The organism is Variovorax sp. LARHSF232, assembly GCF_052871435.1.
This window is the reverse complement of record NZ_JBIXJS010000008.1, coordinates 215,124-233,277: the sequence shown is the minus strand read 5'-3', so window position 1 is coordinate 233,277 and position 18,154 is coordinate 215,124. Positions and strand designations below refer to the sequence as shown.

The 18,154-nt window shown below is 66.5% G+C and carries 16 protein-coding genes and 1 pseudogene; 10 read left to right on the top strand and 7 right to left on the bottom strand.

Translation table 11 applies throughout. From position 1 onward, the window contains the following. Window positions 1-8 precede the first annotated feature (8 nt). The 4 genes from ACIPRI_RS20370 to ACIPRI_RS20355 are packed head-to-tail and all read left to right on the top strand — an operon-like array spanning window position 9 to window position 5,162. Window positions 9-914 carry an ABC transporter permease gene (locus ACIPRI_RS20370; RefSeq protein ID WP_446623286.1) on the top strand — a complete coding sequence of 302 codons (906 nt, stop codon included), beginning with the start codon at window positions 9-11 and terminating at the stop codon, window positions 912-914. After that, on the top strand, window positions 914-2,542 hold the full coding sequence (locus tag ACIPRI_RS20365; protein WP_446623285.1) for an ABC transporter ATP-binding protein: 1,629 nt from the start codon (window positions 914-916) through the stop codon (window positions 2,540-2,542). The genes ACIPRI_RS20370 and ACIPRI_RS20365 overlap by 1 nt, the downstream gene beginning before the upstream one ends. Window positions 2,543-2,553: 11 nt before the next feature. Next, a complete protein-coding gene (locus ACIPRI_RS20360) occupies window positions 2,554-3,642 on the top strand; it encodes a tartrate dehydrogenase (protein WP_446623339.1) in 1,089 nt (362 codons plus the stop codon). A gap of 29 nt (window positions 3,643-3,671) precedes the next feature. Continuing rightward, window positions 3,672-5,162 (top strand): NAD-dependent succinate-semialdehyde dehydrogenase, encoded by a 1,491-nt coding sequence (locus ACIPRI_RS20355; protein ID WP_446623284.1) that lies wholly within the window; start codon window positions 3,672-3,674, stop codon window positions 5,160-5,162. 718 nt (window positions 5,163-5,880) lie between these two features. Here the strand turns inward: ACIPRI_RS20355 and ACIPRI_RS20350 are convergent. Beyond that, window positions 5,881-6,105, bottom strand: coding sequence for a hypothetical protein (locus ACIPRI_RS20350; RefSeq protein WP_446623283.1), 225 nt, complete (start codon window positions 6,103-6,105; stop codon window positions 5,881-5,883). Between the two features lie 443 nt (window positions 6,106-6,548). On the opposite strand from ACIPRI_RS20350, the gene ACIPRI_RS20345 reads away from it, so the two are divergent. The 4 genes from ACIPRI_RS20345 to ACIPRI_RS20330 are packed head-to-tail and all read left to right on the top strand — an operon-like array spanning window position 6,549 to window position 10,851. Continuing rightward, the gene (locus tag ACIPRI_RS20345) at window positions 6,549-7,409 is read left to right on the top strand and encodes an FAS1-like dehydratase domain-containing protein (RefSeq protein WP_446623282.1); all 861 of its coding nucleotides are present in this window, start codon (window positions 6,549-6,551) and stop codon (window positions 7,407-7,409) included. A gap of 30 nt (window positions 7,410-7,439) precedes the next feature. Next, window positions 7,440-8,630 (top strand): CaiB/BaiF CoA transferase family protein, encoded by a 1,191-nt coding sequence (locus ACIPRI_RS20340; RefSeq protein WP_446623281.1) that lies wholly within the window; start codon window positions 7,440-7,442, stop codon window positions 8,628-8,630. Between the two features lie 10 nt (window positions 8,631-8,640). Further along, window positions 8,641-9,471, top strand: coding sequence for an HpcH/HpaI aldolase/citrate lyase family protein (locus ACIPRI_RS20335; protein ID WP_446623280.1), 831 nt, complete (start codon window positions 8,641-8,643; stop codon window positions 9,469-9,471). Between the two features lie 33 nt (window positions 9,472-9,504). Further along, entirely contained in the window at window positions 9,505-10,851 is a 1,347-nt protein-coding gene (locus tag ACIPRI_RS20330; protein ID WP_446623279.1) for a class-II fumarase/aspartase family protein, read from the top strand. A gap of 83 nt (window positions 10,852-10,934) precedes the next feature. Here the strand turns inward: ACIPRI_RS20330 and ACIPRI_RS20325 are convergent, their stop codons facing one another. Continuing rightward, entirely contained in the window at window positions 10,935-11,864 is a 930-nt protein-coding gene (locus ACIPRI_RS20325; RefSeq protein WP_446623278.1) for a LysR family transcriptional regulator, read from the bottom strand. Window positions 11,865-12,034: 170 nt separating this feature from the next. Between ACIPRI_RS20325 and ACIPRI_RS20320 the strand changes: the two genes are divergently transcribed. Next, window positions 12,035-13,000, top strand: a complete 966-nt coding sequence (locus tag ACIPRI_RS20320; RefSeq protein WP_446623338.1) for a Bug family tripartite tricarboxylate transporter substrate binding protein — start codon at window positions 12,035-12,037, stop codon at window positions 12,998-13,000. Window position 13,001: 1 nt separating this feature from the next. Then, window positions 13,002-15,026 carry a 4-oxalomesaconate tautomerase gene (locus ACIPRI_RS20315; RefSeq protein WP_446623277.1) on the top strand — a complete coding sequence of 675 codons (2,025 nt, stop codon included), beginning with the start codon at window positions 13,002-13,004 and terminating at the stop codon, window positions 15,024-15,026. 87 nt (window positions 15,027-15,113) lie between these two features. Here the strand turns inward: ACIPRI_RS20315 and yidD are convergent, their stop codons facing one another. From yidD to ACIPRI_RS20290, 5 genes and pseudogenes are all read right to left on the bottom strand, one after another. Continuing rightward, entirely contained in the window at window positions 15,114-15,398 is a 285-nt protein-coding gene (gene yidD, locus ACIPRI_RS20310; protein ID WP_446623276.1) for a membrane protein insertion efficiency factor YidD, read from the bottom strand. 13 nt (window positions 15,399-15,411) lie between these two features. Then, window positions 15,412-16,218 carry a transglutaminase-like domain-containing protein gene (locus ACIPRI_RS20305; protein ID WP_446623275.1) on the bottom strand — a complete coding sequence of 269 codons (807 nt, stop codon included), beginning with the start codon at window positions 16,216-16,218 and terminating at the stop codon, window positions 15,412-15,414. Continuing rightward, window positions 16,218-16,463: pseudogene (locus tag ACIPRI_RS20300) on the bottom strand (hypothetical protein); the annotation flags it as partial. The gene ACIPRI_RS20305 and the pseudogene ACIPRI_RS20300, both read right to left, overlap by 1 nt. Before the next feature lie 180 nt (window positions 16,464-16,643). Then, window positions 16,644-16,904, bottom strand: coding sequence for a hypothetical protein (locus ACIPRI_RS20295; protein ID WP_446623274.1), 261 nt, complete (start codon window positions 16,902-16,904; stop codon window positions 16,644-16,646). A 695-nt stretch (window positions 16,905-17,599) separates the two neighbouring features. Then, window positions 17,600-17,809 (bottom strand): hypothetical protein, encoded by a 210-nt coding sequence (locus tag ACIPRI_RS20290; RefSeq protein WP_446623273.1) that lies wholly within the window; start codon window positions 17,807-17,809, stop codon window positions 17,600-17,602. Between the last annotated feature and the right edge of the window lie 345 nt (window positions 17,810-18,154).

The window sequence follows — 18,154 nt, the reverse complement described above, 5'->3', positions numbered from 1 at the left end:
AAAGCACCATGGAAACGTCCACCTCTCCAACGGTCGTGAGCGCCACGGCTTCCCTGGCGCCACTGCCGCAGGAGCGCCGGGGCGGCCCGCTGCGCTGGCTCACCGGCTTCGGTCCATCCGGCCTGCTTGGTCTCGCGGTGCTGCTGTTCTGGCTGCTCGCGGCGCTGCTTGGTCCCTGGCTGCTCTCGCACAGCACGGCGGCCGCGGGCACCTCGAACGTTTTCTTGCCAATCAGCGCGGCGCACTGGCTGGGCACCGACTACCTCGGCCGCGACATGCTGGCGCTCGTCATCGAAGGGGCGCGCTACACGATCGGCGTCGCGCTGCTGGCCACGCTGCTGGCGAGCGGCACCGGCATCACGCTGGCGCTGCTGGCCGCCGCCAGCGGCCGCTGGATCGACGCGGTGCTGAGCCGCGGCCTCGACACGCTCACTGCCATCCCGAGCAAGATGTTTGCGCTGATCATGGTGGCGGGTTTCGGCTCCTCGGTGGCGATGCTGGTGATCACCGCGGCCATCATCTACGTCCCGGGCGCCTACCGCATGGCGCGCTCGCTGGCCGTCAACATCAACGCACTCGACTATGTGACCGTGGCGCGCACGCGCGGCGAAGGCACGCTCTACATCATGCTGCGCGAGATCCTGCCCAACATCATCGGTCCGATGCTGGCCGACCTGGGACTGCGCTTCGTCTACGTCGTGCTGCTGTTGGCGAGCCTGAGCTTCCTCGGTCTGGGCATCCAGCCGCCGGCGGCTGACTGGGGCTCGCTGGTGCGCGAAAACATCGGCGCGCTGGCCATGGGCGGCGCCTCGGTGATCGTGCCGGCGCTGGCCATTGCGAGCCTGACCATCTCGGTCAACCTGGTGATCGACAACCTGCCGGGCCGCACCGCCCGCGAAAGAGGAGCACGCTGATGGGCGCACCACTCACTGTCCAGGGCCTCAGCATCTGCGCCGGCGCGTACACGCTGGTGGACAACCTGAGCTTCTCCGTGCAGCCCGGCGAAGTGCTGGCGCTGATCGGCGAGTCCGGCTCCGGCAAGACCACCACCGCGCTGGCGCTGATGGGCTATGCGCGCCACGGCTGCCGCATTTCGGCCGGCCTGGTGCAGATCGGCGCCACCGACGTGCTCGCGCTAAATGCCGCGCAGCAGCGCGCACTGCGTGGCCGCACCGTCTCCTACATCGCGCAGAGCGCGGCGGCCTCCTTCAATCCCTCGCGAACGATCATGGACCAGGTGGTCGAGCCGACCGTCATCCACCGGCTGTGCACGCGGGCCGAGGCGGAGGCGAAGGCGGTGCAGCTGTTCCGCGAGCTCGCACTGCCCGACCCGGAAACCATCGGCGCGCGCTATCCGCACCAAGTCTCCGGCGGCCAGCTGCAGCGGCTGATGGCCGCGATGGCGCTGATCGGCGACCCGGACCTGGTGATCCTCGACGAACCGACCACCGCACTGGACGTGACCACGCAGATCGAGGTGCTGCACGCCTTTCGCCGCGTGGTGCGCGAGCGCCGCGCCACCGCGGTGTATGTGAGCCACGACCTGGCCGTGGTGGCGCAGATGGCCGACCACATCCTGGTACTGCGCGACGGAAAGATGCGCGAGTTGAACGCGACCGGACAGGTCCTCTCGGCGCCGGCGGACGACTACACCAAGTGCCTGCTGGCCGCCGCCCGGCCGGTGCCGCGCGAATCGGGCAAGGCAGCGAACGACGAGCCCGAGCTGCTGCTCCACGTGCAGCAGCTCTCGGCCGGCTACGGCCCGATGGATGCGCAGGGGCGTCCGGCCAACCCGATCCTGCAGGACATCGACCTCAAGCTCCACCGCGGCCAGGCGATTGGCGTGATCGGCGAGTCGGGCTCGGGCAAGACCACGCTGGCGCGGGCGGTGGCCGGCCTGCTCAAGCCCAGCCACGGCAGTGTGCTGTTCCGCGGCCGCGAGCTCAAGCCGACGCTGCAGCAGCGCGAGCGGGACGAGCTGCGCCGCATTCAGATCGTGTTCCAGATGGCCGACACGGCGCTCAACCCGTCGCAGACCATCGAGCGCATCCTGGCGCGCCCGCTGCAGTTCTACAAGGGGCTGCGCGGCGAGCCGCTGAAGCGCCGCATTCGGGAGCTGCTCGATCTCGTGAAGCTGCCACAGACGGTCGCTGGCCGGCTGCCGGGCGGCCTCTCGGGCGGGCAGAAGCAGCGGGTGAACCTCGCGCGCGCACTCGCGGCCGAGCCGGACCTGATCCTGTGCGACGAGGTGACCTCGGCGCTGGACACCGTGGTCGCCGCGGCGGTGCTCGATCTGCTGGCTGAGCTGCGGCGCGAGCTCGGCGTGTCCTACCTGTTCATCAGCCACGACCTGCACACGGTGCGCGCGGTGTGCGATGAGATCGTCGTGATGCAGCACGGCCGCAAGCTCGCGCAGGTGGCGCGCGCCGACTACGAGCGTGGCCCGCACCACCCCTACTACGAACTGCTGGCCCGTTCGGTGCCCGAGCTGCGCCAGGGCTGGCTGGACGACATGGACCGCATCGCTGCGGCAGCAACATGATGAAAACCGACATGACACCCACCTTCCGCATCGCACTCATCGCCGGCGACGGCATCGGCAAGGAAGTGATGCCCGAGGGCCTGCGCGTGATTCAGGCGGCTGCCGCGCGCTTTGGCTTCGAGCTCGACTGCCGCACCATCGATTGGGCGAGCTGCGACTACTACGCCGAGCACGGCCAGATGATGCCCGACGACTGGAAGCAGCAGCTCCAGGGGGTCGACGCGCTGTACTTCGGCGCCGTCGGCTGGCCCCAGACTGTGCCCGACCACGTCTCGCTGTGGGGGTCGCTCCTGAAGTTCAGGCGCGAGTTCGACCAGTACATCAACCTGCGCCCGGTGCGCCTGTTCGAGGGTGTGCCTTGTCCGCTCGCGGGCCGCAAGCCCGGCGACATCGACTACCTGGTGGTGCGCGAGAACACCGAGGGCGAATACACCTCGCTTGGCGGCGTGATGTACGAAGGCACCGAGCGCGAGATCGTGATCCAGGAGTCGGTCTTTTCGCGCCACGGCACCGATCGCGTGCTGAAGTACGCGTACGAGCTCGCCAAGGCGCGCAAGCGCAAGCACCTGACCGTGGCCACTAAGAGCAACGGCATCGCCATCAGCATGCCGTGGTGGGACGGCCGCGCCGATGCGATCGGCCGCGACTACCCCGAGGTCACGATCGACAAGCAGCACATCGACATCCTCTCGGCGCGCTTCGTGCTGCAGCCTACGCGCTTCGACGTGGTGGTGGCGAGCAACCTGTTCGGCGACATCCTCTCCGACCTCGGCCCCGCGACCACTGGCACCATTGGCCTCGCGCCCTCGGCCAACCTCAACCCGGACCGCCGGTTCCCGTCGCTCTTCGAGCCGGTGCACGGCTCGGCGCCCGACATCTACGGCCAGAACATCGCCAACCCCATCGCCATGATCTGGTCGGGCGCGCTGATGCTGGACTTCCTCACGCAAGGACAGGGCGCGGGCCGCGCCGCGCACGACGCCATCCTGGCTGCTATCGAGGCGGTGCTGCGCGACGGCCCGCGCACGCGTGACCTCGGTGGCACCGCCTCGACCACCGAGCTGGGCATGGCCATCGCCGAGCGTGTCGCCGCTGCCTGAACCCGTTAACCTCTTCGATCTTTTCGACCATGACACTGACCCTTGAACGCCAGGACCTGATGCCTGGCACCCAGCTCATCGGCGCCGAATGGCGTGCGGCCAGCGATGCCCGCTGGCTTGATGTGACGGACCCCGCCACCGATACCGTCTTCGCCAGCGTGCCCGATGGCACGGCCGCCGACGCGCGCTTCGCGGTCGATGCTGCGCATGCAGCCTTTCCCGCCTGGCGCGCCGTACCGGCCAAGGAACGCGCGCGGATTCTCAAGCGCTGGAATGACCTCATGCTCGCGCATCAGCAGGACCTGGGCCGCCTGATCTCGCGCGAACAGGGCAAGCCGCTGGCCGAGGGCCAGGGCGAAGTCGCCTACGCCGCGAGCTATGTCGAGTGGTTCGCCGAGGAGGCGACGCGCGCCAATGGCGACGTGATTCCGGCGCCGGTGACGGGCCGCCGCATGCTCGCCTTGAAGGAGCCGGTCGGTGTGGTCGCCGCGATCACGCCATGGAACTTTCCGGCGGCCATGATCGCGCGCAAGATCGCGCCCGCGCTGGCCGCCGGCTGCACCGTGGTGTGCAAGCCGGCCGAAGACACGCCCCTCACCTCGCTCGCGCTCGTCAAGCTGGCGCAGGAGGCGGGCGTGCCGGCGGGCGTGATCAACATCGTCACCGCCTCGCGCGAACGCGCGCCCGAGGTGGTGGACGTCTGGCTCGCCGACGCGCGTGTGCGCAAGATCAGCTTCACCGGCTCGACGCCGGTGGGCAAGCACCTCGCGCGCGCTTCGGCCGACACGCTCAAGAAGCTCTCGCTCGAACTCGGCGGCAATGCGCCTTTCATCGTCTTCGAAGACGCTGACATCGACGCCGCAGTGGAGGGCCTGATGGCCGCCAAGTTCCGCAACGGCGGCCAGACCTGCGTGTGTCCGAACCGGGTGTTCGTCCAGGCAAAGGTGCATGACGCCTTCGTCGACAAGCTGGCTGCGCGGGTCGGTGTCCTCAAGGTCGGCCCGGCCACCGAGCCGAACTCGCAGATCGGCCCGATGATCAACGCGCGTGCGGTCGAGAAGATCGAACGCCATGTGCGCGATGCCGTCGAGAAGGGCGCACGCATCGTCGTCGGCGGCCAGCGGCTGCGCTCGGCGCGCTGCGACGGCCCCAACTACTTTGCGCCGACCGTGCTGGTCAACGCCGACGCAAGCATGGAATGCAGCTGCGAAGAGACCTTCGGGCCGGTGGTGCCAGTCACGCGCTTCGAGACCGAGGCTGAGGTGATCGCCGCCGCCAACGACACGCCCTTCGGGCTCGCGGCCTACTTCTACTCAACCGACGTGCGCCGCATCTGGCGCGTGGCCGAGGCGCTGGAATCGGGCATCGTCGGCATCAACGAAGGCGCACTGGCGGCAGAGGCCGCGCCCTTCGGCGGCGTGAAGGAGTCCGGCTATGGCCGCGAAGGCTCGGTGCATGGCCTGGACGAGTACATGCACATCAAGTACGTCTGCCAAGGGCAGTTGGCTGTGCAGCTGTAGGTCACACAGCGATCGGTCCAGTGGCCCGCAACATATCCGACCAGCACTCATCACGCCCGATGGCGCGTCGACTTTCCACAGAATGCTTTGCGAGACTGATAGGCGGGCATTCGGAGTGAACGCCCCCTGGCCCACACGATATGAGCGACTGCTGGACCTGGGTTTCTTTTTTTCCAGGCGGGTTCGAGGTTTCTCTTCACGACACGCAAGAACGCCACTGCCTCGACGTCGACGGCAATTGAAGTGCAGGGACTAGAGGATAAGGACCATGCAAAACTGGTCCACTCATGGCCCGGCGCCGCTGAGCAACTGCAATGCCGGAGGGTGCTGGGACGATCAAGGCAACCGATACAACAACACAGGCGACGGTTCCCGGTTTGTCAGTCCGGAAGGAAAGCTGTGCCAGGCCAACGGGAAATTCATCCACTGCAACTGAAGCGCCAATGGCCGCATTGAGGTGGTCAGAGTGGTGGCTACAGGGGTGCTCGGCAATCCAAAAGCTGCGCCGGTCTCCGTGGCAGATGTCTCGAACCCTTCTAGAAGCGAATGGCTTGGCCATCCCTCCATCGCGCCGCAGCCATCCGCGGCCACGAACTGGAGTCTCAACCGCATTCCATGCTATTGCTGCAACCCAGACACCGCACGCGTCTGCTCGCGCCCAATCGCTCGTTCGTCCGTACCCCATTGCTGACCCAGGTTTAATGCCCAAAGGCAACGCCTAGCCACCCGGAGCAGGTTCGCGTATCGGCCAGAAAAATGCGATGCCTTCGCGAGCGCACAGAGCCTTCGCTTCCAACTCCGAAAGCTCGCTGACCGTCACCCCGTTGTCCAGTTCGGCACGACCTTGCGGAACCAGCATCGCAGGGGTCTGCGGGTTAGGGCGGCTCGATTGGAGCGGTCTTGCCGCTAGATCGCGGTGGCGGGACTGGAAGAAGTTGCGCATGTTCGGGCTCCAGGACGGTCGCTCAATTGACTATGTAAGCCATTTTGATTATTTCGCGTCTGCAAGCCTAGGAAGCAATGCACACCTAGGTACGAACCTTTTGCTTCGAAAGCAGAAAGTGCATCAGATGGCCGCTGATATTTCGTGAGGCAGACCCGTGACACGTGCGCGAGCGGCCTACCCATCTGGCAGGATGCGGCCCCATTGCGGTCCTTCCAAGAGGCGTAGGGAACGACCGCTCTGCGCCCAAACGGACGTTCGACCCTGGCGAGATGGCGCGCCGCATGCAGCGGTCGAATTGCGTTGCGTTCGACAGGGAACAGTCCTTTATTGCACTAAGTGCATCAATAGGACCAAACATTGCAATTCCCTTGGCGTGACCGGCGCCGCACACTCGCTTCCAACAACTGCTGCCATTTGGTGCAACCAGTCAAGGAGACGAAGTGGACGTACAGCAAGATCAGTTGCAATCGTGGATTGGACGCAGCGAGCGATTCGAAGACACCATCTACCCCACGCCCGTCGTCGCGCTGACCGCGACGCTGGACCATCCGGCGACGCCAGCCACAGCCGGCAGCCCCCTTCCGCCGCTTTGGCATTGGCTCTACTTCCTGCCGATGCATCGCCAAAGCGAGATCGGCGCCGACGGCCATGCCAAGCGCGGCGGCTTCCTGCCACCGGTTCCCCTGCCCCGCCGCATGTGGGCCGGCAGCCAGTTCGAGTTTCGTTCCCCGATCCGCGTGGGCGACCGCGTGGCGCGCACCTCGACCATCGACGACGTCTCGATCAAGGAAGGCCGCACCGGCAAGCTCGTGTTCGTGAAGGTGCGCCATGAGGTGCGCTGCAACGAGGCGACCGAGCCGGCGCTTGTCGAGTTCCACGACATCGTCTACCGGGAGGCGCAGGGTCCGAACGATGTCGCGTCACCCCCGCAGACCGCGCCGACCGACGCCGCCTGGCGCCGCGAGATCGTGCCCGACGACGTCCTGCTGTTCCGCTACTCGGCACTCACCTTCAACGGCCACCGCATCCACTACGACCGCCAGTACGTCACGCAGGTCGAGGGGTACCCGGGCCTGATCGTGCACGGTCCGCTGATCGCCACGCTGCTGATGGACCTGTTGCGCCGCCAGTTGCCTGACGCACAGGTGGCGAGCTTCCGCTTCAAGGCCGTGCGCCCCACCTTCGACCTGAACGCCTTCCACGTCAGCGGCGAGCCGCTGGCCGACGGCAAAACGATCCGCCTCTGGGCCTCGGACCACGAGGGCTGGCTGACGATGGACGCCACCGCCGTGCTGCGCTGATTCACCCACCCCATCCACAGAGAAAAAGACATGCAGCCACTCAAGGGCATCACCGTCGTCACGCTGGAGCACGCGATCGCGGCGCCCTTCGCCACCCGACAACTGGCCGATCTCGGCGCGCGCGTCATCAAGATCGAGCGCCCCGGCTCCGGCGATTTCGCCCGCGGCTACGACGAACGCGTTCGCGGCTTGGCGTCGCACTTCGTCTGGACCAACCGCTCCAAGGAAAGCCTCACGCTCGACGTGAAGCACCCCGAGGCGGCGCGCGTGCTCGAGCGCCTGGTCACGGAAAAGGCCGACGTCGTGGTGCAGAACCTGGCACCGGGCGCGGCAGCACGCCTGGGCCTGGGCTACGACAAGCTCTCCGCCGCCAAGGCCGGCTTGATCGTTTGCGACATCTCCGGCTATGGCGACGACCCGCACAACCCCGGCCCGTACCGGGACAAGAAGGCCTACGACCTGTTGATCCAGAGCGAGGCCGGCTTCGTCTCGATCACCGGCACGCAGGACGAGCCCTGCAAGGCAGGCCCCTCAATCGCGGACATCGCCGCCGGCATGTACGCGTACAGCAACATCCTCGCGGCCTTGTTGCAGCGCGGTCAGACCGGCAAGGGCCAGCGCATCGACATCTCGATGCTGGAGTCGCTGGCCGAGTGGACCAGCTACCCGCTCTACTACGCCTTCGAAGGCGCTGCGCCGCCGCCGCGCACCGGCGCGAGCCACGCGACCATCTACCCCTACGGCCCGTTCCCGGCCGGCGACGGCGCCACGGTGATGCTGGGCCTGCAGAACGAGCGCGAATGGGTGAGCTTTTGCGACAAGGTGCTGCAGCAGCCCGAACTCGCCAAGGACCCGCGCTTCACGGCCAACTTCAAGCGCGTGGCGGAGCGCTCGGCCTTGCGTCAGATCATCGTGGATGCCTTCCAACCGCTGACGGGCGCGCAGGTGGTCGAGCGGCTCGAACTCGCGCAGATCGCCAATGCCCAGGTCAACACCATGAAGGAAGTCTGGGCGCATCCCCAGCTCCAGGCACGCGGCCGCTGGACCGAGGTCGCAACGGCCACGGGCCCCGTGCCCGCCATGCTGCCGCCCGGCAGCTGGGATACCGGCCCGCGCATGGACCCGGTGCCCGCGCTCGGCCAGCACACGGATGCGATCCTGGCGGAACTGGGCTACAGCGCGACGGAGATCGCCCACCTGCACACCTCCAAGGCCGTCTGAGGCGCTTGCCATGCCCGACGCAATGCTGCCGCTCCCTCGCACCTACCTCTTCGTGCCCGGCGCGCGGCCGGAACGCTTCGACAAGGCCCTGGCCAGTGGCGCCGACCGCGTCGTGCTCGATCTAGAGGACGCCGTGGCTGCCGACGACAAGGCCAGCGCCCGCAAAGCCATCGCGACATGGCTGCAGGGTGCAAGCCCGATGGACCGGTCGCGCATCGTCGTGCGCATCAATGACGCCGGCTCGCCCTGGTTCACGGCCGACCTTGCGGCGTTGGCCGACGTGCGTGCCGACGCCGTGCTCCTGCCCAAGGCCGAGTCGGCAGCGCAGGTCGCCGAGACGCAAGCTGCCCTGCCGGGCGCGAGCATCCTCGCGCTCATCGAAAGCGCGCGCGGCGTGGCCGAGGTAGACCGCATCGCGGCCGCCGGCACGCAGCGCCTGGTGTTCGGCACGCTCGATTTCGCACTCGACCTGGACATGGACATCTCCACCGACGCCACCGGCCTGGGCTATGCCGCCAGCCGCATCGCGATCGCCTCGCGGCTGGCCGGCCTGCCGGCACCGGTCGCAGGCGTCACGCCGCAACTGGACGACGAGGCACGCCTGCTGTCGGATCTCGCCGATGCGCGACGCTTCGGCTTCGGCGCCAAGCTGTGCATTCACCCGCGCCAGGTCCAACCGATCCACGTCGCACTGCATCCGGGTGCAGCGGCGCTGGACTGGGCTCAGCGCGTTCTGGTTGCCGATGCCGCGTCGCCCGGCGCTGCCCGCCTGGACGGGCGCATGGTCGATCGGCCCGTCGTGCTGCAGGCACAACGCACGCTGGCCCTGGCCCGCACCTGACCCCATTCATCCACTTCCACCGAAACAAGCACCATGGCCTCCACCATCATCGATTCGCGCATCTTCGGCGACATGTTCAGCGACGCGCGCATGCGCGAAGTCTGGTCCGACGAGAACCGCACCGCCAAGTACCTGGACATCGAGCGCGCCCTGGCGAAGGTCCAGGGCGAGCTCGGGATCATCCCGAAGGAAGCCGCTGACGAGATCGTCCGAAACTGCAACCTGTCGCAGATCGACTGGGCCAAGCTGAAAGCCAAGACCGAGCAGATCGGCTATCCCATCATCGCGGTGGTCAACCAGATCAATGCGAACTGCCGCGACAAGCTGGGCGAGTACTGCCACTGGGGCGCCACCACGCAGGACATCACCGACACGGCGGCCGTGCTGCAGATGCGCGAGGGCCTGGCGCTGGTCGAGCAGGATCTGGACGAGATCGGCGATGCGTTGGCCGCGCTGGCGAAGAAGTACCGTGATACGCCCGTCATCGGCCGCTCCAACCTGCAGCAGGCCACGCCCATCACCTTCGGCTACAAGATGGCGAGCATCCTGGCCGGCATCGATCGCCACCGCGAGCGCCTGCAGCAGCTCAAGCCGCGCGTGCTGATGGGCGAGTTCGGCGGCGCGTCGGGCACCCTGTCCTCGCTGGAGAAGGGCGCCATGGAAACCCAGGCCGGGCTGATGAAGGAACTCGGGCTGGCCCAGCCGCTGATCTCGTGGCACACGGTGCGCGACACCATCGCCGAGGTGGGTGCCTTCCTCGGGCTGGTCGGCGGCTCGCTCGGCAAGATCGCGATGGACGTCAAGCTGATGATGCAGACCGAGGTGGCGGAGGTCTTCGAACCCTTCGCCCCAGGGCGCGGATCGTCATCGACCATGCCGCAAAAGCGCAACCCGATCTCCTGCCTCTACATCCACGCCAACATCTCGGTCGCACGCCAGCACGCCGCTGCGCTCATGGATGCGATGGTGGCCGATCACGAGCGCTCCACGGGCCCGTGGGAGATCGAGTGGGTGTCGCTGCCAGAGATCTTCTGCCTGATGTCCGGCGCCCTGAAGCAGACCAAGTTCATCCTGAAGGGCCTGGAGGTCGATGCGACCCGCATGCGCGCCAACATCGACATCACCAACGGGCTCGTGATGTCCGAGGCCGTGATGATGGGCCTGGGGCCGTACATCGGCCGTGAGTACGCGCACGACCTGGTCTATGACCTGTGCCGCCAGGCACTGGCCAGCAACCGGCCGCTGATTGAGATCCTGGCCGCCCACCCGGAGATCAACAAGCACGTCACGCGGGCCCAGCTCGACGCCATGTGCGATCCTTCCAACAACCTCGGCCAGGCCGGCGTCATGGTCGATCGGGTGCTTGGCGCCCGGCGCTGAGCCCGTCCCTGATCTTCGCTATCGACCAAGCCGGGGCCTGCATCGTGGTGTCGATCTGGGAGAACGCCTGCGCCTCCAGCCATTCAACTTACCGCGCGGCGGCCTTGGGGCTTGCCGCGCGTTGCTTTCATCTCCGAGAAGAAGGCGTAGAGCTGTTGCGCTGCCGGGGATAAGGTGCGGCCCTTGCGCCGGATGAGGCCGATTTTGCGGGTGATCACCGGGTCGTAGAGCGGAACGCTCACCAGCAGCGGATGGTCCGCGTCCGGCATGGCGATCGACGGCACCGCGGCCACGCCGAGCCCCGCCTCCACCAGACCGAGCATCGTCGTCACGTGCTGGGTCTCGTAGATGCTCTGCGGGCGACCTGGCAAGTTCGACAATGCCTGGTCCAGCAGCAGCCGGTTGCCCGAGGCCTTGCTCACCGAGATGAAGTCGTACTGCCCCAGTTCGGTCCAGCTCACCCGGCGCTTCTTGGCGAGCGGATGGTCGCGCCGGCAGGCCGCGACGAAGCGCTCCTCCATCAAGGGCTTGAACTCGATCTCCGGTTCCTTGCCGCCGACGAAGTTCAACCCGAAGTCGGCCTCGCCGCTCGACACCACCGACAGCACCTCATTGGCGCTGGCGTCGAAGATCTTCACCCGGATCTTCGGGTAGCGCTCGTGGTAGCGCGAGATCACCTGCGACAGGAAGTAGTAGACGGTCGACGGCACGCAGGCGATCGTCACCTCGCCCATGCGCGTGGCCGCCACGCCGCGGATGCCCAGGAGCGTGTGGTCGAGGTCGTCCAGCAGCTGCTGCACCTTGCGGTCGAAGTCGCGCCCCACCGAGGTCAGGTTCACGCGCCGGGTGGTGCGGTCGAGCAGCCGCACGCCGAGGGCCTCCTCGAGCTTTTCGATGCGCCGGCTGAACGCCGGCTGCGAGACATGCAGCGCCTCGGCGGCCTTGCGGAAGCTGTTGAGCTCGGCCACCGCTCGGAACGCCTGCAGGTCGTTGAGATTGAAGTTGATGGCCATGGCGCGGGGCTCCTGAAGCCGCATCAGTAATCGACAGTGTGCATCAATCGATCCTAAACATGCAATTCACAGAAGACATCCAAAGGCGGAACATTCGTCAAGGCCAGGCCAAGCAAGAGCCTCCTCTCCCATCCAGCTTTTGACAATCCACCGGAGTAGACAAATTGAACATCCAGAAGATTCGCCTCGTTGGCGCCGTTGCACTGGCGGCATCCGTGGCTTGCGGCACTGCAGCCGCCGCCTTTCCTGAGAAGTCCATCACCATCGTGGTCCCGACGGCGGCGGGCGGTGCCAACGACGCCATGGCGCGCGTCATCGGCCAGGCCATGTCGGCCATCCTCAAGCAGCCCGTCATCGTCGACAACAAGGCGGGCGCCAACGGCGCCATCGCCAGCGAGTTCGTGATGCGCGCCGCGCCCGACGGCTACACGCTCATGCTGGGCTACATCGCAACGCATGCGATGAACCCTGCGCTGCAGAAGCTTCGCTACGACCCGATCAAGGACTTCGAGCCGATCGGCATGGTCGGCTCATCGGCGACCTTGATGGTGCTCAATCCGTCCGTCAAGGCCAGCAACGCGAAGGAAGTCGTGGCGATGCTCAAGGCCGCGCCGGACAAGACCAGCTACGCCTCCGCCGGCAACGGCACGGCGCCGCACTTTGCCGCCGAGATGTTCAAGCTGTCGACCGGCACCAGCATGCTGCACGTGCCCTACAAGGGCTCTGCGCCGGCCATCACGGACACCATCGGCGGCCAGACGCAGGTGATGTTCCCCAGCCTCTTCACCGCCATGCCGTACGTCAAGTCCGGCAAGCTGAAGGCGGTGGGTGTTGCAGGGCCCAAGCGCTCTGCGCTCATGCCGGACGTGCCCACGCTGCAGGAGCAGGGCATCGCCGACGTCGACGTCTCGCAGTGGTACGGCATCTTCGCCCCGGCAAAGACGCCCAAGCCGGTGGTCGAGCAACTCAACAAGGCGCTCAACGACGTGTTGGCCGACAAGACCGTTATCAAGCGCCTCGAAGACCACGGTGCCGAGGTCTCCACCATGACCACCGACCAGATGCGCACCTTCATCGCGCAGGAGCAGGTCAAGTGGAAGAAGGTGGTCCAAGCGGCCAAGATCACCGCGGACTGAGATGAGCCCGTCCATTCCTTGCGTGCTGATGCGCGCCGGCACGTCGCGCGGCCCCTTCTTTCTGCGCGAGTGGTTGCCGGCGGGCGACGAGGCCCGCGACCAGGCGCTGATCGGCGCCATCGGCGCCTCCGACCCGCTTCAACTTGACGGTGTGGGCGGCGGCAGCACGCTCAACAGCAAGGTCGCGATCGTGTCGCGCTCGTCGCGGCCGGGCTGTGACATCGACTACTTTTTCGCGCAGGTGGGCGTCGGCCACCGCTCGGTCGACACCCGGCCGAACTGCGGGAACATGCTCTCGGGCGTTGCGCCTTTCGCAATCGAGCAGGGCCTGGTGGCGGCCAAGGACGGCACGACCAGCGTCCGCGTCTACAACGTCAACACCAACTCGCAGATCGAAGTGACTGTGCGCACGCCTGGCGGCCGCGTGACCTACGAGGGCGACGCGCGCATCGATGGCGTGGCCGGCACGGCGGCGCCCATCCTGCTCAACTTCCTCGATGCGTGGGGTGCCGTCACCGGGAAGGTGTTCCCGACCGGCCATCGCACCGACACGATCGACGGGATCGAGGTCACCTGCATCGATGCGGCCATGCCGCTGATGATCGTGCGGGCCAGCGACCTCGGCGTCACGGGGCGCGAGAAGCCGGCGGCGCTGGATGCCAACACGGCGCTGCTCGAGCGGCTGGAAGGCCTCCGCCTGGAAGCCGGACGCCGGATGGGCCTGGGCGACGTGTCCGACAGCGTCATTCCCAAGCCGGTGCTGGTCGGCACGGGCGTGTCGGACGACAGCATCAGCTCGCGCTACTTTACGCCGCGCAAATGCCATGCATCGCACGCGGTGACCGGCGCCATCGGCGTCGCCAGCGCCTTTGCCTTGCCGGGAACGGTCGCGAGCGGGGCGGCGCGGGAACCCGGAAGCCACAAGCTGGTCGTGTTGCATCCCGCGGGCCAGATCGATGTCGAAGTCGAGTTGAGCGGCTTCGGCGAAGGCGCAGCGGTCGAACGCGCCTCGCTGGTTCGCACGGCGCGAAAGATCATGCAGGGCGAGTTGCATCTGCCCGACTATGTGTTTTCGCGCGCCGATGCGCAGGAGGTCGAGCCCTCAACGTTCCCGCACAAGGCCCTAACGATCATCGTGCCGACGCGCGCCGGAGGCGGCAACGACACAATGGCGCGCATCATTGCTGCCAAGCTAGGCCCGCTGCTTGGCCAGGACGTGCTGGTCGACAACAGGGCCGGAGCCAATGGCGCCATCGCGAGCGAGTACGTCGCGGGCTCCGCGCCGGACGGACACACCCTGATGTTCGGCTACGTCGGCACGCACGCCATGAACCCCGCCTTGCAAAGGCTGGGCTATGACCCGGTCGCCGATTTCGCGCCGATCGGGCTCGTCGGTTCTTCGCCTACCTTGATGGTCACGCACCCCGAGCCGGGCGCTCCCGACCTACACGCGCTGATCGCTCGTCTGAAGGGTGCGCCTCGCTCTTTGAGCTACGCCTCCGCCGGCGATGGGACGCCGCCGCACTTCGCCGCCGAACTGTTCCAGCTCAGCAGTGGAACCTCGATGGCCAGCGCGACCTACGAGGGGGCCGCGCCTGCGATCGCAGATACGGTTATCGGTCGCTCGCAGATCATGTTCCCCAGCTTGTTCACGGCCTACCCGTTCATCCATGCGGGTCAGCTGCGCGCCTTGGCGGTGGCCGGGCCCAACCGGCTGGAGGCCCTTCCCGGCGTTCCGACGCTCGCGGAACTGGGCGTCGAGGGGGTGGATGTCGGGCAATGGTATGGGCTGTTCGCGCCGGCCGGCACGCCCGCGGCGGCCATCGACCGCCTCAATCGGGCGCTCAACGATGCGCTCGCCGACCCGGAGGTCGTCGCACGCTTCGAGAGCCACGGCGCGCGCGCCGAGCCCGGAGGCGCCGACGCGCTGGCGCACAGGATGCAAGAGGATCTGGACCGTTGGCGCCAGGTCGTAGCCCAGGCACGGATTGCACCGAAAGAGTCGCGCCAGCTCGCGCTGGATTGACGCGACATCCCTTGGCGCTGGCGGGGGGCGCAGGTCCATGTCGAAGCCTCCGATGGCGGTCAATGTCTGCTCGCAGCGTCAGACCGGTTATAGCGGACTTGCTTGCGACTTTCGGGGCTGCGGGAGCCTCCTGTGGCGCCGCGGCTGGTCGGCCTTCCGCGCTCGAGAGGATCCGTGCCGAGGCGGCGCATGCTTCAAAGCGACGGAGGTAACGAGGAGGCCGGCAATCATCCCCAGGCTAGCAATCGCTCGCTTTGCGAACCGCGAGCAGGAAGCGCCCCCGGTCCGCACTCGATGGGCGCAGCCGAAGCCCTTGTACGGCGAAATAAACCGCTGGTATCCGTCAATGGCAGCTATCGCAAAGGTCTTCATGTGTCCTTTTCAATCACTGAACCTCGTCGCACCAGACCTTGAATCCGTCCAGCTCGTTGGGGCCGAAGGTGCTGGACAACGCCACGTCGCTGGCGTCGCGCCCGTGCGCAATCAGTACGCGGCCGATGCGGGGCACGTTGTTGCGCGCATCGAAGGTGTACCAGCGGTCACCCAGGAAAGCCTCGAACCAACCCGCAAAGTCCATCGTGCCGTACGGCGGCAGGGTCCCGACATCGCCGAGGTAGCCGGTGCAATAACGGGCCGGAATGTTCAGGCAGCGGCATAGGGTGATCGCCAAGTGCGCATAGTCGCGGCACACGCCTTGCCCTTCCTTGAAGGCTTCAAAGGCCGAACGGGTGCGCCGGGCGTGCTGGTAGCCGAACTCGATGTGCTGGTGCACGAAATCGCAGACCGCCTGCACACGGCCCCAGCCGGTCGGTCCGGTCCCAAAGCGCTGCCAGGCAAAATCGGACAGCAGGTCGGTTTCGCAGTAGCGGCTACCCAGCAAGTAGAGCAACGTGGACTCGGGCAGGTACTCCACCGGCGTCTGCGGCGCAGAGGGCACGACGATGTCAGGCGCGCCGCTGTCGTGGACCACGGTATCCGTACTCAGTACAAAGCGGCCCGCGGGTGCGACCAGGCGTGTGCACCAGTTACCAAACAGATCGCGGTACGCGGTCGTGGGTACGGCCGGCTTCGTGAGCAGATGGTCCGGGCGCAGGAGATCCGAGGCGCGCGAGTAATGAATGCTGAGGGCCAGGATCATTGGCGTCGGCTGGGGAAACTGGTAAGCGATCTCAAAACCGAGCTGGATATTCATCAACCCATGATGCGCCTTGATTCGCATTTCCGCAGGGAATGCTCTGCTTGGTTCACAAACTCTCCTCGCCCCCGGGTCGTGCAGATCAGATCTGGAGCGGATGTTCGAGCTGACCCGCTTCTAGCCTCGATGGCGATGCGCGGAGCCGAAGACGTCACCGTTCCGAAGATCGTCGCGAACGCGACGTCCGCGGCATCGCGTCCGGTGCCGATTTGCACGAAGCCCATCGGAATCGCAGTGCCAGACTACGCAGGTAGTGCGGGTCGTGGGATCGGTTTCCACCCGCGGCTCCAGGTCCTGGCTGAGCGTCAGTGCTTCCTCGATCACATGCTGCCGCTCGGTGTGCGCCGCGTGGATGTTGAAGATGAAATCGCAGCCGGGCTCGGCGATGTACGTAGGCGAGCGCGAGCCGCGGCCCGACCATGTCAATTCAATCGGGCGCGCAACTGCTGGCACATGTTCGTCCCGGTCACGGTCAGGCGCAGGGCGCCGCCGTTCCATTCGAGCCAATGGAGCGCCACGTAGTCCTCGATGAAGCCTTCGGAAACGAGGTCGGCTCGCCGCCGCTGCAGCGAATCGACCGTGGTGAGGAGTTCGAGGCGCAACTGCTCGCGCCTGGAGACGGGCGGCAGGCCCGCGATGGCCCCCGGAACGGCGGCGATGGGCGGTGGGCGTGGGGTATTCATGGACAACTCCGGTAGTGCCCGACCTTACACCCCGCCAGGACGTACCTGTACGGCACCCATGGCATCGGGACCATTCGAAGACCGGCTGCCAGGCGGGGGAGCGCAGTGCGGGCTTGTTCGTGGCGCCCTCCGGCCTGCATCAAGCGCCTGCTCATAGGTCGCGAAAGGTTCCACTGACGCCGCGACACATTCAGCGGGGCCGCCACTATGCCTCGCCAGCGACCAAGAGAATTCGCTCGGCCCGAGTTGCTGGACGGCAACGATGAGCCCGATGCGCGATGTCACACGAGAGGCCTCTAGTGGCGCGCCTGGAACCCATACCCGAAATACCGTATGGCCGCGCGACCTAGTGTCGTGACTTCGGTGACAGTGGCGGAGGTCCGATGATCTTGCGCGGGAGGCCCAAAGCGGACCTTGAGGTAGCCTGCGGCCCGCAAGTCTTGAAGGCCGTCAATGTCCGCGCGCGTGAAGAAGTGCATCGGTAGGCGCCCCTCACCAACTCGCTTGAGGATTTCCTGGGTCATGGAGACCACCTTCCGTGCAAAGAGCTATTGGGCGCTACTTTCGGTGCAGCCGCTGCATGCAGTGAGGGAGACCTTCGCCGCCCGGGGGCATCAAGCTCACTGCGGCGACTGCTTTGAGCGCACAAATTCGAAGTGCTTGCGCGGCTGGGAAACTACGCAGGCTGGACCAGGTCAATCCGGACTGCGCACATGACCTTCGATCTCGTCACGCGCTTCTCCAAGCGTCTGGTATGCGCGAATCAGTGCCACTCGAAGGACGTCCTGGTGAGTTTGCGCATCAAAGGCCCGATCGCTGCTCAGCGAATTGGCGGATACGGCTGCGACAACGAGTTGCACCGCTTGCGCAAAGCGTGCTTCGTCGATTGCAGATCTTTCACTCATCGGCACCCTCCGATAAAGGGTTGGTGCGCGACTGTACGCCTCCTGCGCGACGACGAGTAAACCGTCAACGCGGCGTGACCTTTCGACAAGTGCGCCGCGGCCTGAACCATGGGCCGACCGACCGCGAAATGGTGCGGAACTTTCTGTGCAGGGGCCGATCAGACCTTGCGTGATGCAACGGTGGACTCAGTGGCTCATCCGGCCACGGGAGCTTTGCTCCAAGGGGTTCGCCCCTTCCTCCCGCATCGCCCAGAAACCCGCCTCGATGGCGGGTTTCTTCGTAAGTCGCCAACATGTGCATCGAGGGCACGTAGAGGCGACGGGCCACCGGCCCGGCATGCTCGC